General features: G+C 71.6%; 13 protein-coding genes. 7 read left to right on the plus strand and 6 right to left on the minus strand.

Going from position 1 to position 13,882, the window contains the following annotated elements:
* Positions 1 to 7 precede the first annotated feature (7 nt).
* Genes ACW4TU_RS13515 through ACW4TU_RS13525 form a run of 3 tightly spaced genes read left to right on the plus strand, consistent with a single transcriptional unit; the run spans position 8 to position 3,506 of the window.
* A complete protein-coding gene (locus ACW4TU_RS13515; protein ID WP_457427913.1) occupies positions 8 to 1,429 on the plus strand; it encodes an FtsW/RodA/SpoVE family cell cycle protein in 1,422 nt (473 codons plus the stop codon).
* Between the two features lie 35 nt (positions 1,430 to 1,464).
* Entirely contained in the window at positions 1,465 to 2,922 is a 1,458-nt protein-coding gene (locus tag ACW4TU_RS13520) for a penicillin-binding transpeptidase domain-containing protein (protein ID WP_457427915.1), read from the plus strand.
* Between the two features lie 44 nt (positions 2,923 to 2,966).
* Entirely contained in the window at positions 2,967 to 3,506 is a 540-nt protein-coding gene (locus ACW4TU_RS13525) for a DUF3291 domain-containing protein (protein ID WP_457427917.1), read from the plus strand.
* On the opposite strand, the gene ACW4TU_RS13530 is transcribed toward ACW4TU_RS13525, so the two are convergent.
* Positions 3,487 to 4,401 (minus strand): hypothetical protein, encoded by a 915-nt coding sequence (locus ACW4TU_RS13530; protein ID WP_457427919.1) that lies wholly within the window; start codon positions 4,399 to 4,401, stop codon positions 3,487 to 3,489. The two genes, ACW4TU_RS13525 and ACW4TU_RS13530, sit on opposite strands and share 20 nt — an antisense overlap.
* Positions 4,402 to 4,520: 119 nt before the next feature.
* Here ACW4TU_RS13530 and ACW4TU_RS13535 point away from each other — a divergent pair, with 119 nt between their 5' ends.
* From ACW4TU_RS13535 to ACW4TU_RS13550, 4 genes are all read left to right on the plus strand, one after another.
* On the plus strand, positions 4,521 to 5,471 hold the full coding sequence (locus ACW4TU_RS13535; RefSeq protein ID WP_457427921.1) for an AurF N-oxygenase family protein: 951 nt from the start codon (positions 4,521 to 4,523) through the stop codon (positions 5,469 to 5,471).
* A 23-nt stretch (positions 5,472 to 5,494) separates the two neighbouring features.
* Positions 5,495 to 6,157 carry a TetR/AcrR family transcriptional regulator gene (locus ACW4TU_RS13540; RefSeq protein WP_457427923.1) on the plus strand — a complete coding sequence of 221 codons (663 nt, stop codon included), beginning with the start codon at positions 5,495 to 5,497 and terminating at the stop codon, positions 6,155 to 6,157.
* 4 nt (positions 6,158 to 6,161) lie between these two features.
* Positions 6,162 to 6,482: a hypothetical protein gene (locus tag ACW4TU_RS13545; RefSeq protein WP_457427925.1), complete on the plus strand. Its 321-nt coding sequence runs from the start codon at positions 6,162 to 6,164 to the stop codon at positions 6,480 to 6,482.
* A 103-nt stretch (positions 6,483 to 6,585) separates the two neighbouring features.
* Positions 6,586 to 7,803, plus strand: coding sequence for a C40 family peptidase (locus tag ACW4TU_RS13550; protein WP_457427927.1), 1,218 nt, complete (start codon positions 6,586 to 6,588; stop codon positions 7,801 to 7,803).
* Here ACW4TU_RS13550 and ACW4TU_RS13555 read toward each other — a convergent pair.
* Genes ACW4TU_RS13555 through ACW4TU_RS13575 form a run of 5 tightly spaced genes read right to left on the minus strand, consistent with a single transcriptional unit; the run spans position 7,776 to position 13,458 of the window.
* Positions 7,776 to 9,029 carry a styrene monooxygenase/indole monooxygenase family protein gene (locus tag ACW4TU_RS13555; RefSeq protein ID WP_457427929.1) on the minus strand — a complete coding sequence of 418 codons (1,254 nt, stop codon included), beginning with the start codon at positions 9,027 to 9,029 and terminating at the stop codon, positions 7,776 to 7,778. The genes ACW4TU_RS13550 and ACW4TU_RS13555 overlap by 28 nt on opposite strands.
* A 38-nt stretch (positions 9,030 to 9,067) precedes the next feature.
* Positions 9,068 to 9,715, minus strand: a complete 648-nt coding sequence (locus tag ACW4TU_RS13560) for a GTP-binding protein (RefSeq protein ID WP_457427931.1) — start codon at positions 9,713 to 9,715, stop codon at positions 9,068 to 9,070.
* Positions 9,696 to 10,103: a DUF742 domain-containing protein gene (locus ACW4TU_RS13565; protein WP_457427933.1), complete on the minus strand. Its 408-nt coding sequence runs from the start codon at positions 10,101 to 10,103 to the stop codon at positions 9,696 to 9,698. Before ACW4TU_RS13565 ends, ACW4TU_RS13560 begins: the two co-directional genes overlap by 20 nt.
* Positions 10,100 to 10,654: a roadblock/LC7 domain-containing protein gene (locus ACW4TU_RS13570; RefSeq protein ID WP_457427935.1), complete on the minus strand. Its 555-nt coding sequence runs from the start codon at positions 10,652 to 10,654 to the stop codon at positions 10,100 to 10,102. Before ACW4TU_RS13570 ends, ACW4TU_RS13565 begins: the two co-directional genes overlap by 4 nt.
* Positions 10,651 to 13,458 carry a sensor histidine kinase gene (locus ACW4TU_RS13575; RefSeq protein ID WP_457427937.1) on the minus strand — a complete coding sequence of 936 codons (2,808 nt, stop codon included), beginning with the start codon at positions 13,456 to 13,458 and terminating at the stop codon, positions 10,651 to 10,653. Before ACW4TU_RS13575 ends, ACW4TU_RS13570 begins: the two co-directional genes overlap by 4 nt.
* Positions 13,459 to 13,882: the final 424 nt, after the last annotated feature.

A 13,882-nucleotide genomic window follows, 5' to 3' on the forward strand; every position in this document is an offset into this window, starting at 1 on the left:
TTCGGACATGACGAAGCCCGGAACCACCGTGGCGGCGGAGTACGAGGAATCCCCGAAGCCCTGGCTGTCGGAGCCCGCCGATCCCTCCGCTCCCGCCCCGCGCGTCCCCCGGCGCCGTGGCATCGAGCTGGCCCTCCTCGTCGTCGCCGTCCTCCTCTCCGTGTACGGCTACTGCGATGTGGGCCTCGCGAGGAACGGCACGGTCCCGCCCGGCGCCGCCGGTTACGGCGCCGGGCTCGGCGTGCTCGCGCTCCTCGCCCATCTCGCGGTGCGCCGGCGCGCCCCCTGCGCCGACCCGCTCCTGCTGCCCATCGGCGTGCTGCTCAACGGCCTCGGTCTGGTCCTCATCTACCGGCTCGACCTGGAGACGCCGGGGCATCGGGCCGCGCCCGCCCAACTCGTCTGGTCCACGGTCGGCGTGGCGCTGTTCATCGTGGTCGTCGTCCTGCTGCGCGACCACCGGGTCCTCCAGCGGTACGCGTACGTCTGTGTGGCCGCCGCCCTCGTCCTGCTCACCCTCCCGATCCTCTTCCCGGCGGTGAACGGGGCCCGCATCTGGATCCGGATCGCCGGTTTCTCCTTCCAGCCGGGCGAGTTCGCGAAGGTGCTGCTGGCGGTGTTCTTCGCCGCGTACCTCGCCGCCAACCGGGGCGCGCTCGCGTACACCGGCCGCCAGATCTGGCGGCTGCGCCGGCTCCAGCTCCCCACCGGGCGCGTTCTCGGCCCGATCGTCGCGATCTGGCTGCTCAGCGTCGGCGTACTGGTCCTGGAGCGCGATCTCGGCACCTCGCTCCTCTTCTTCGGCCTCTTCGTGGTCATGCTGTACGTCGCCACGGGCCGCACCGGCTGGATCGCGGTCGGTCTGCTGCTGGCCGCGCTGGGCGCCTTCGCCGTCGGGACCCTCGAACCGCACGTCCACAGCCGCGTCGAGGACTGGCTGCACCCGTTCGCGACGATCGAGGCCGGCCAGGGTCCCAACCAGCTCTCCCAGTCGCTGTTCGCGTTCGCGGCGGGCGGCATGCTCGGCACCGGCCTGGGTCTCGGCCACTCGATCCTGATCGGCTTCGCGGCCAAGTCGGACTTCATCCTGGCGACGGCGGGCGAGGAACTCGGGCTGGCCGGCCTCTCCGCGATCGTCATCCTGTACGCCCTTCTGGTGGAGCGCGGCTACCGGGCCGGCCTGTCGCTGCGCGACCCCTTCGGCCGGCTGCTCACGGTCGGCCTCGCCTCGATCGTGGCGCTCCAGGTGTTCGTGATCGCGGGCGGGGTGTCGGGCCTGATCCCGCTCACCGGTATGGCGATGCCGTTCCTGGCGCAGGGGGGCTCGTCCGTGGTCACCAACTGGATCATCGTGGCGCTGCTGATCCGGATCAGCGACTCGGCCCGCCGACAGCCCGTAGAGGACGACGACAGGCGGCGCACACCATGACAAGACCACCGGAACGGCCGCGGAAACCACGGCAGATGACGCGCTGCATCAAGCACGCCGCCCTCTTCTGCGCCCTGCTGCTCCTCGCCCTCCTCGTCAACATCACCCGCGTCCAGGTCGTCCAGGCCCAGCGCTACGACGACAACTCGGCCAACCGCCGCCAGGTGATCGCCCGTTACGGCCGGCCGCGCGGCGCCATCCTGGTCGGCCACCGGCCGGTCACCGGGTCCATGGACACCAGGGAGCAGCTCCGCTACGAACGGACGTACAAGAACGGCCCGTTGTACGCCCCCGTCACCGGCTTCGCCTCCCAGGTGTACGGCACGACGTTCCTGGAGCACGCGGAGGACGGCATCCTCTCGGGCACCGATCCGCTGCTCTCCCCGTTCCCGCTGTGGAACGACGTGACGCGCGCGCGGAACCCGGGCGGCGACGTGGTGACCACCATCGACCCGGCCGCCCAGCAGGCCGCATACGAGGGTCTCGGCGGACGCAAGGGTGCGGTGGCGGCCGTGGAGCCGTCGACCGGGCGCATCCTCGCCCTGGTCTCCGCGCCGTCGTACGACCCGGCGGCACTGTCCGGCAACGGGCGTGCCGTGGAGAGGAGTTGGCGGCGGCTGAACGGCGATCCGGACAAGCCGATGCTCAACCGGGCGGTGCGGCAGACGTATCCGCCGGGTTCGACGTTCAAGGTGGTCACGGCGGCGGCGGCGCTCGACGCGGGGGTGGTCACCGACCTGGACGAGCCGACCAGCTCCCCCGACCCGTACCGCCTCCCCGGTACGTCCACGGCCCTGACGAACGAGGGCGACGGGTGTGCGGACGCCTCGTTGCGGGCCGCGTTCACCTGGTCGTGCAACACGGTCTTCGCCAAACTCGGCGTGGACGTGGGCATCGCCGACCTCACGACCACGGCGGACGGGTTCGGCTTCAACGACGCGGGGCTGCGCGTCCCCTTCTCGGTCGCGCGGAGCACCTTCGACCGCCACGTCGACAAGGCGCAGCTGGCGCTGTCCGCGATCGGCCAGTACAACACGCGGGCCACGCCGTTGCAGATGGCGATGGTCGCGGCGGCGGTCGCAGGCGGCGGCCAGGTGCCCTCCCCCTACCTGGTGGAGCGGACAACCACCGCGCACGGCACGACAGTCGCGACCTCGGGCGTACGGAGCCGGCTCCGGGCGATGAGTCCGTCGACCGCCGTACGGATGCGCGAGCTGATGCGGGACGTCGTGGAGCGGGGCACCGGCACGAACGCGGCGATCCCCGGCGCCACGGTCGGCGGCAAGACCGGCACCGCCCAGCACGGCATCGGCAACTCCGGTACGCCGTACGCCTGGTTCATCTCCTGGGCGCAGGGCGAACGGGACGTCGAGCCGACGGTGGCCGTCGCGGTGGTGGTCGAGGACGCCTCCGCCGACCGTACGGACATCAGCGGGGGCGGGACGGCGGCGCCGATCGCGCGGGCGGTGATGGAGGCGGTGCTCGACAGGTGAGAAAAGGGGATGCGAGGGTCGGACCCCCGACCTACCGTGCGGCCATGACGCCATCATCCGAAGCCGCGTACGAACTCGCCCAGGTCAACATCGGCCGCCTCAAGGCCCCTCTGGATTCAGCTCAGTTGAAGCCGTTCGCCGACGGCCTCAACCCCGTCAACGCCGTCGCCGACGCCTCGGACGGATTCGTCTGGAGGCTGCAGGGCGAGACGGGCGACGCGACCGACACGCGCATGTTCGACGACGAGTGGATCCTGGTGAACATGTCGGTGTGGCGGGACACGAACGCCCTCACGGCGTTCATGTACCAGGGGCAGCACCGGGAGTTGCTGGCGCGCCGCCGGGAGTTCTTCGAGCGGCTGGAGGAGGCGGTCACGACCCTGTGGTGGGTGCCCGCGGGACACCGGCCGACCGTGGAGGAGGCGGAGACCCGCCTCCTCCATCTGCGTGCACACGGACCCACGGAGTACGCGTTCACCCTGCGTACGTCGTTCCCGCCCGGCCCCGCGAGTCCGCCGGCGGACCCGGTGCCGGACCTCGCACCTGACCCGGTACCGGAGTCGCTCAGCCGATCGGCTTCCTGATCTCGTCGCGGATCTTGACGGCGGTCTCGGCAGCCGTCGCCAGGTCCACCTCGGCGGGCTTCTTCGTGACCGTGTCGGCGGTGATCTCGGCGATGGAGGCACCGGTGTTGCCGTCCACCCAGCCGCAGATGGGGATGGTGAGCTGCGTACCGCTCTGGGTCTGGACGAGCACCTCGCAGGTGACGGTGACGTCGGAGCCGGCCGGCTCGAAGTCCTTGGGCTTGACGGCCACCTTGGCGCCGGCGCCGCCGGCGGCGCCCTTCATCATGTTGTCGCGGGCGAGGCCGGTGTTCTTGAACCGTCCGTACATGCCGGAGATCACCAGCGTGCCCTTGGCCTGGTCGCCGCCGAGACTGTACTGGCCGACCACGGCCTTGGTGTCCCGGGCGTCCCAGGCGCCGTCGGCCTCGGACTCGATGGCCTTGCCCTCGGAGCGGGAGAGGTCGCCGGCGAGCTCGTACTTCTCGTCGAGCACCTTCTGCGGCAGCGTCAGCTTGTACTCGGCGTCGGGAAACCCGGTGTCGGACTTCACGCCGATCCAGTAGAGGCCGGCCACGCCCACCACCGCCAGCACGACGACACCGCCGATGATGCCGAGGATCAGCCCGAGCCGGCTCTTCCTGGGCGGCGGCGCCACCGGGGCGCCCCAGGCAGCGGGATCGGGCGCGCCGTAGGGCTGCTGGTGCCCGTAGGGCGGCGGGTACGGCGACTGCTCGCCGTACGGGCCCGGCTGACGCGGGCCCTGCTGCGGCGGCGGAGGCGCCTGCTGGTCATAGGGCCCCGGCTGCCTCGGGTTCTGGTACGGCGGCATAGGCGGCTGCTGGCCGTAGGGCCCCGACGTCGGGGACGGGCCGAAGGGGTTGTCGGGCGGCTGGGGCGGCGGAGTCGTGGACACGCCAGCACGCTACTGCACTCGGGTGACGGCGTAAGCCACACATAAGGCTTCGCGCGGGTCTACGCGTAAGTAGCCCCCAAGGCATTGACCGACTTGCTGACAAGCGGTCTCATAAGAGTGTGACGACAGTGACGGAAGCCGAGATACTCCGCGACGCGCTCGGCGTGCTCAAGGACCGGGAGCAGGTCGCCGAACGGCTGCTCGACGCGTCCGCCAAGCACTCCTTCGACCCGGACAAGGAACTGGACTGGGACGCCCCCTTCGAGGACGGCAAGTGGTTCTGGCCGCCCGAGCTGGTGTCCCTCTACGGCACTCCCCTGTGGAAACGGATGAGCGAGGAGCAGCGCATCCTGCTCTCCCGGCACGAGGCGGCGGCGCTCGCCTCGCTGGGCATCTGGTTCGAGATCATCCTGATGCAGCTCCTCGTACGGCACATCTACGACAAGGCGGCGACGAGCGCGCACGTCCGTTACGCCCTGACGGAGATCGAGGACGAGTGCCGTCACTCGAAGATGTTCGCCCGGCTGATCAGCCGCGGTGGCACCCCGTACTACCCGGTCAGCCGCGCACACCAGAACCTGGGCCGCTTCTTCAAGACGGTGTCCACCACACCCGGTTCCTTCACGGCGACCCTGCTCGGCGAGGAGGTCCTCGACTGGATGCAGCGCCTGACGTTCCCGGACGAACGTGTCCAGCCGCTGATCAGGGGCGTGACGAGGATCCATGTGGTCGAGGAGGCCCGCCACGTCCGCTACGCCCGCGAGGAGCTCCGCCGCCAGATGGTGACGGCCCCGAGGTGGTCCCAGGAGTACACCCGCGTCACGTCCGGCGAGTTCGCCCGTATGTTCTCGGTGGCCTTCGTCAACCCGGACGTCTACGCGAACGTCGGCCTGGACAGGGCGGAGGCGGTGGCGCAGGTCCGGGCGAGCGGACACCGGCGGGAGGTGATGCGGACGGGGGCACGGCGGCTCACCGACTTCCTGGACGACATCGGGGTGTTGCGGGGGGTGGGGCGGCGGCTGTGGATCTCGTCGGGGTTGCTGGCGCCCTCCGGCCCGGCCGGCGACTGAGGACCGCGACTACGCTGCGGCTCATGACCTCCGGCGCCCCCACACCCGCATACCGACGACTAGGCGTCGAGGAACGCAGACACCAACTGCTGGAAGCCGCCCTCTCCCTCTTCGCGCACCGCCCCCCGGAGGACGTCTCGCTCGACGACGTGGCGGAGGCGGCCGGCGTCTCCCGCCCCCTCGTGTACCGCTACTTCCCCGGCGGCAAGCAGCAGCTGTACGAGGGCGCGCTCCGCTCCGCCGCCGAGGAACTGGAACTCTGCTTCGACGAACCCCCCGAGGGCCCGCTCCCCCGGCGCCTCTCCCGCGCCCTGGACCGCTACCTGGCCTTCGTCGACGAGCACGACGCCGGCTTCAGCGCCCTCCTCCAGGGCGGCAGCGTCGTCGAGACGTCCCGTACGACGGCCATAGTGGACCGGGTCCGCCGTACCGCCGCCCAGCACATCCTCAGCCATCTCGGGGTCGTGGAACCCGGCCCCCGGCTGCGGATGACCGTACGGATGTGGATCACCTCGGTCGAGGCGGCCTCGCTGATCTGGCTGGACGAGGGCAAGGAGCCGCCGGTAGGCGAGCTGCGGGACTGGCTGGTGGAGCAGTTCGCGGCGTCGCTCACCGTGACCGCCGGACGCGACCCGCAGACCGCGGCGGTCGTACGCGACGCGCTGGGCGCGGATACCGGAAACTGATCCCGTGAAGAGCCAAGACACCGCCTTCGAGGGCGGCCCCCTGGACGGCCGCGTGCTGCCCATCCTGCTCGGGCCGACCGGCCACCCGCCGAAGACGTACAAGGTCCCGGTACCGGACGCGGCCGGCGGCCCCCCGACCGTACTGGTCTACCGGCGCGCCCCCAAGGGCCGGCCGGGAAAGCTGGGTTTCCACCCGGGCTGGAAGTACACGTACGACCCCGAGGGCGACACGGCCGGCGACGGCAGACTCCGCTGGCCGTGGTCGAAACCGGCCACAGGACCAGCCGCCACGCCGCAGGGCAAGCCGGACGACACCGACGGGTGACGGGGTTGGGCCGAACCGCGCACGCTCGGCGCGCGGAGCTCGCGTCCGCGTCACAAGCTCGCGGTGCGGAGCGGAAGGGCTGCTCCGCACCGGAGGTGATGACGTGTCAGGAAGGCTTCTGCGTCTGGTCTGTACGGCGGCCATGGCGGCCGGCACACTCCTCGCACCCGTCCCCGCACTGGCCGCACCGGACCCGAGCCCCTCGGCGGCCCAGTCCCCCGGCGAGCCGCCCGCTGGAGAAGAACCCTCCGTCGCCGCCCTCCTGACGGATCTTCAGCGCCTGTACCGCGAGGCCGAGCGGGCCACCGAGACCTACGACGCCACCGCCGGACAGCTGAAGCGGCAGCGCGCCGAGGTGCGACGGCTGGACGGACAGCTCGTGCGCGCCCGCCTCTCCCTGCACGAGCGGCGCGGCGCCCTCGGTCGGCTCGCCCGGCAGCAGTACCAGAGCAGCACCGGCATCTCCCCGTACGTCCAGCTGCTGCTGGCCCGCGATCCGCAGCACGCGCTCGAACAGGGCCATGTGATCCGGCAGTTGTCGCTGGAGCGGGCCGAGACGGTGGGCCGGCTGGTCGGCGGCGAGCGGCGCACCGACGGTCTGGCGCGCGCGGCCCGTGCCGCCCTGGACGAGCAACTCACCCTCGCCGATCAGCAGAAGCGGGACCGGGACGCCGTACGGAAGCGGCTCAGGGAGGTCGAGGAGCTGCTCGCCACGCTCAGCACCGAACAGCTCGCCGATCTGGCCGACTTGGAGCGCGGCGAAGTGACCGGGAAACAGCGGGAGTTCATCACCTCCGGCGCCCTCAGCGCCGACCGGACGCCGTCCGAGGAGGGTGAGCGGGCGCTCCGGCAGGCCGTGGCTCAGCTCGGGAAGCCCTACGAGTGGGGTGCCGAGGGGCCGGCGTCGTTCGACTGCTCTGGGCTGACCTCACAGGCCTGGGAGGAGGCGGGGCGGCCCATTCCCCGGACCAGCCAGGAGCAGTGGGCGCGGCTGCCGCACATCCCGCTGGCCGAGCTGCGCCCCGGTGACCTGGTCGTCTACTTCCCCGGGGCGACGCACGTGGCCCTCTATCTCGGGGGCGGGATGGTCGTACAGGCGCCGCGTCCGGGCGCGAAGGTGAAGGTGTCGCCGATCGCGGCCAACCCGGTGCTGGGCGCCGTACGGCCGGACCCGGACGGGGAGCCCCTGCGGCGGTACACACCGCCGAAGCTCCCCGCCGACGCCACGGCGGGCCCGGACGAGGGGTACTCCCTCGCGACCGAGCCCACGCAGGCCACCGACACCGCCGCCGACTACGCGCCCGTGAGTGAACCCAGGTAGGCGGCCGTCTTCTCCGGCTCATAGAAGAAGTTCTCGAAGTCCGACGGATCGTCGAAGGCGTTGGCGAAGCGGTCGGCGGCCGGGGGCAACTGGCCTGCCGCGCCGAGGAGGTTGATGATGTGCTCCGGCGGCGGGGCGAGCATCGCGTTGGTCCACTTGGTGACGTGCTGGGCGGTGTCCCAGTAGCGGTCGAAGGTGGCCCGCATCCAGGTCTCGTCGAACTCCTTCTCACCCTGTTCCAGGATCGAGGCGAGGTACGAAGCCGCGCATTTCGAGGCGGAGTTGGAGCCCTGGCCGGTGATCGGGTCGTTCGCCACGACCACGTCGGCCACGCCGAGGACCAGACCGCCGCCGGGGAGACGGCCGACCGGGTTGCGGACGGTGGGGGCGTAGCGGCCGGCCAACGTGCCACCCGCGTCGGTGAGTTCGACCTCGGTCGCCCGCGCGTACTCCCACGGCGTGAACCGCTCCATGAGTTCCAGGGTCAGGGAGAGGTGTTCGGCCGGGTCGCGGACGCCGTGGAAGACGTCGAGGGGGCCGCCGGGTATGCCCTCCCAGAACAGGATGTCGGCGCGGCCCGAGGTGGTGAACGTCGGCATGACGAACAGCTCGCCGACGCCCGGGACCAGGTTGCAGCGGACCGCGTCCATGTCCGGGTGCTCGGGGCGCGGGCCCAGGCCGTGGACGTAGGCGACGGCCAGCGCGCGCTGCGGCTCGCGGTACGGGGAGCGCTCGGGGTCGCGGGCGAACATCGACACCAGCTCGCCCTTGCCCGCGGCGACCAGGACGAGGTCGTACGTACGGGAGAAGTAGTCGAGGTCGCCGACCGCGGCGCCATGGATGACCAGTTGGCCGCCGCGCTGGGCGAACGTCTCCATCCAGCCGGCCATCTTCACCCGCTGGTCGACCGACTGGGCGTGGCCGTCGAGGGTGCCGACCCAGTCGATCGCGCGCTGGGTCGGGCCGGGATCGTGCGAGCCGGGGGCCGCGACCGAGACGCCGAGTCCTTCGATCTTCGGGGCCTGGGACTCCCAGAAGTTCAGCTGGAGGTCGCGCTCGTGCTGGAGGGCCGTGTGGAACATGCACTGCGTGGACATGACCCGGCCGGACCGTATCTCGTCCGGGGTCCGGTTGGACATCAGGGTGACCTCGTACCCGTGCGACTGGAGTCCGAGGGCAATCTGAAGGCCGGCCTGACCGGCTCCGACGACGAGTGTCTTCCGCATACTGTCTGGTCTCTCCCCTTGTCGCAGTTACGTCGCAGTTACTCGGGACTGACGTCCAGCGCGTGGCCCACCAGGGCGAGCAGGGTCTCGATCACCGGGAGACGGCGCCGCGCATCCATGATCATGACAGGTATGTGCGCAGGGACGGTGAGCGCCTCCCGTACGTCCTCCGGGTCGAACTCGGCGCTGCCGTCGAAGTGGTTGACGGCCACGACGTACGGCAGCCCGCAGCTCTCGAAGTAGTCGAGCGCCGGGAAGCACTCCTTCAGCCGCCGGGTGTCGGCCAGCACGACCGCGCCGATCGCGCCGCGCACCAGGTCGTCCCACATGAACCAGAACCGCTGCTGGCCCGGCGTACCGAAGAGGTAGAGCACCAGGTCGTCGTCGAGCGTGACGCGGCCGTAGTCCATGGCCACGGTCGTCGTGCTCTTCTGCGGGGTCGCGGTGAGGTCGTCGGTGCCCTCGCTCGCCTCGGTCATCAGCGCCTCCGTCTGGAGGGGCTCGATCTCCGAGATGGTGCCGACCATCGTGGTCTTGCCGACACCGAAGCCGCCCGCGATCACGATCTTCGTGGCGATCGGCGCACGGGTGCGGTCCTCCTGCCACGGCCGCAACTCTTCCTCGTCGGGCGACAATTGGAGAAGCGGGGAGACACCACGGGCGACGTCAGAGACGACGGAGTCCACTCAGTACCCTTTCCAGCAGCGCGCGGTCCGGCTGCCCCGGCCCGTGACCGGTTCCGTACACCCGGATCCTTCCCTGGTCCGCGAGGTCGCTGAGGAGCACGCGGACCACGCCCAGCGGCATCTTCAGCAGCGCGGCGATCTCGGCCACCGTACGCATCCGGCGGCACAGTTCGACGATGGCCCGCAGCTCCGGCATGACCCGGGTGCTGAGGGAACCATTCTCCAACTCCTTGCGCTCCTCGGGCGCTTCGATCGCGGCGACGAACGTCTCGACGAGGAGAACATGGCCGAAGCGGGTCCGGCCGCCGGTCAGCGAGTACGGGCGTACCCGGGCCGGTTTGCGGTCGCCGCCACGGACGGGCAGCCTGGGCGCGGCGGGCGTACTCACTTGACGCCCCCCGCGGACCGGCCCGGCACGGACCGGACGGCCATCGGACCGACCGCAGCCGGCTCGTTGTCCGCCGCCCCGCGTTCGATCGACTCCCGTAGTTCACTGCGGAGTTCGGGGGTCAGGACGTGGCCGGCGCGGCCCACGAAGAGCGCCATGTGGTACGCCACCACGCTCATGTCGCAGTCCGGTGAGCCGTGCACTCCGAGCAGCGAGCCGTCGCTGATCGACATCACGAAGAGGGTGCCGTCCTCCATCGCGACCATGGTCTGCTTGACGCCGCCGTAGTCCATCAGCTTGGCGGCGCCGATGGTGAGGCTGCCGATGCCGGAGACGATGGTGGCGAGGTCGGCGGCGGAGCCTCTGGGGCCGGTCGGCCGGTCGGGCCGGCGCTCCGCGTTCCTGTCTGGGTCGGACGAGAGCAGGAGCAGGCCGTCCGAGGAGACCACCGCGACCGATGTCAGTCCCGGCACCTCCTCGACGAGATTGCTCAGCAACCAGTGCAGGTTGCGGGCTTCACTACTCAGGCCGAAGGTACTGGGCGCGGTCAACTGCTTGCCTCCTCGACTGTTCCCCCCGTGGTTTCTTCGGCACGTGCCGGCTCTGCCGTGCGCGCCGTCCGTCCCGTCTGCTCCGCGAGCTCCGCCTCGACGTCACGGTGTCCGTCGCGCGCACCGCGGTGGAACCCGCCGAGCCTGCGGCGCAGGGCCTCGGCGTCGACGGAACCCATCCGTGGTCTCGGCGGCGCGGCGGGCGCGGTGATCCTCGGCGTCCGCTTGGGCAGCCCCTTGTCGGTGATCGGTTCCTCCTCGACGCGTTCATGCGTGTCGGGGCCGATGGCGTAGGGGTCCGGGGCGGTGGTCTCGCTGTCGGGAGCCGTGGGGACGGCCGGCTCGGCGGTGTCCTCGGCCGGGGGTTCCGGCACGAGCAGTTCCATGGTGATCTCGGACGCGGGGAGGGGCTCGGGCGCGTCCGCGTCCGCTTCGGCGTCGGCCTCCGCGTTCCGTACGGCCCGCTCCGCGGCGGCGATCACCGGGTCCGGGGTGTCGGCCGGGACCGGGGTGTCGGCCGGCCTCTCGCCCGACTCCTCGGCCGGGTCCTCGGCCTCCGAACGCCCTTGCAGGACATTGGAGTTGACCTCGGCGTCGGCCCCCGGGAAGGACAGTGCCGAGCCGCCGGGCGTCGACGTGGCCGACGGCGGTACGGCGGCCGGGTCCAGGGCCAGCAGCGCCTTCGGCAGGACGACGACCGCCGCGACCCCGCCCTGCTTCTGCTCCCGCAACTGCACCCGCACCCCGTGCCGATGGGCGAGCCGCGCGACCACGTACAGCCCGAGCCCGAGCCCGTCGCCGCCCTCCTCCTCGGCGGCGCCGCCCTCCTCGCCGGACCCGTACGTGTCGTGCGGGACGTCCGGATCGAAGTCGGCGAGGCGGGAGTTGAGGCGGACCAGGCGCTCGGCGGTCATGCCGATGCCCTCGTCCTGGACGGAGAGCATGACCTCGCCGCTCTCCAGGAGCCAGCCGGAGATCTCCACCGGAAGCTCGGGCGGGGTGAACGAGGTGGCGTTCTCCAGGAGTTCGGCCAGCAGATGACTGACGTCGTCGGCGGCGAACCCGGCGAGATGCGCGTGCGGCGGCAGCGCGGCGATGCGTACCCGCTCGTACCGCTCGATCTCGCTCACGGCGGCGCGGACCACGTCGACGAGCGGGACGGCACCCGCGTGCTGGTGGCCGTGTTCGGCGCCGGCGAGGACGAGGAGGTTCTCGCTGTGCCGGCGCATGACGGTGGCGAAGTGGTCGAGCTTGAAGAGGGTGGCGAGCCGGTCCGGGTCCTGCTCGCGCTCCTCCAGGCCCTCGATGACGGCGAGTTGACGCTCGACGAGGCCCAGGGTGCGCAGCGCGAGGTTCACGAAGGTGCCGTGGATGCTGTCCCGGGTGCGGGCCAGCTGACCCGCCGCGTCGGCGAGTTCGGCGCGCAGTTCCTCGCGGGCGTCGGCCATCTTCTGCCGCTGGCCGACCAGGTGCTTGCGGTCGGACTCCAGGGTGGCGATGCGCTCGTGGACGGCGAGGGCGCGGGCGTGCAGGGCGTTGACGGAGCGGACGACCTGGGCGAACTCGTCGTTGCGGCCGGTGAACCTGACCGGTTCCTCGGCGAGCGGGTCGGGAGCCTCGGCCAGCCGGGCGGTGCCGCGGCGCAGCACGGAGAGCGGGCGGGTGAGGCTGCGGGCCATGGCGGTGGCGATACCGACGGCGACCAGGAGGAGGGCGCCGAGGGCGGCGATCCGGATCTCCAGCTCGGTGACGTCGTCGTCGCGGAGCTTGGTGAGGGCCTTGGTGCGGCGGTCGTAGAGGGAGGACTCGACGCCGCGCATCAGTTCGAGGCGGGCGGAGACAGCCGCGTCCACGCCGCCGAGGCTGGTGGCGATCTCGCTGGTGGACAGGGTGGGCTGGTCGGTGAGCGAGGCGAGGTACTTGTCGGCGGTGTCGACCTCGGGTCCGGTGACCGTGGAGTCGTAGCTGCCGACGGCGGCCTCGGGGGCCGTCTCGCGGAAGTCGGTGATCGCCGCGTCCGAGCGCAGCCGGGCCTGCTGGGCGGCGGCGCTGAGCGCGGCCCGCGTCCTGGCGTCGGCCGGCGCGGTGACGGTCTGCTCGGACGACAGCCCGGTGACCGGGTCGTACACGTTCTCGGTGGACGTCGGCACGCTGAGCGCGGCGAGCAGGAGACCCCGGGCGGCGGCGGCCTGCTGGACGGCGGAGTCGAGTTCGGCGAGGGCGTACGCGCCGGCGCCCGCGCGGGGTGGCTGCTGGTCGGCCAGCTGCTGCGCGAGGCGGTGCAGCCCGGCGATGGCGGCGGAGTACGCCTCGTGCGACTGGAGAGCGGTGCTCTTCCCGGTGAGCGTCTGGGTGCGCAGCGCCGCGATGTCGTCGAGGTCGTCGCGGAGCGCGGCCGGGATGTCGGGGTCGGCGCGCAGGTCGCCGACCTCCCGGTCGACGCGGGCCGCGCGCTGCTCGGAGGGCGCCTTCGCCTTGGGGCGGCCGGCGGCGATGTAGACGGTGACCTCGTCGCGTTCGTCGGCGAGCGCGTGGGCGAGGGTGAGGGCGTCCTGCGTCCGCGTCGCGAGCGTCACGAGATCCTGGGAGTCGTGCAGCTGCGAGGAGGCGGCGACGACGGACGGGGCGCCGGCCCCGGCGATCGCGGCGGCCACGACGGCGACGGCCACGATGAGCCGGTTGCGTACGTGGGCGGGACGACCCCGGCCCGCGGGATCGGTCGGGGCGTCACCGGTAGCGCCCCCTGCGGGAGCTGTCTGCCTGCCTGTGCGCCGAGGCCGCGTCTTCTGCACCGGTGCTCGCATTCCTGACTCGTGTGCCCATGGGCCCGGGTGACGGTCCGTCGAAACCCGGATGACGATCCGTCAACTGCATGGCCGTCCGGATGGTTCTGGCCTGCCGCTCACCGGTACGGTTCCGGTCCTCCGGCACGGTCCGGCTCACGACCCTCCCATGCCGGTGGGCAGGGAGCGCGCGTCACCCGACCCGCCACTCAAAGGAGTGAACATCAAGGAGTCAACATCGGTGGGGAGTTGGCGGCAAGTTCCTCCGGCCTGTGCCCCCACCGTCGCTGTCGGGTCGGGTGGACGTGGGCGGCGGGCTTTGACATTATCCGCTGCCACGTCTTCACCGAGTGGATCATTCTCCCCCAAACCAGGCGCTGACCAGCGACTACGCGCTGTTTCGGCAATCGTTGCCAGCCTTTTGGGAAGCTTGTGAAGGGCTCGT

This window comes from Streptomyces kryoterrae (genome assembly GCF_054072135.1).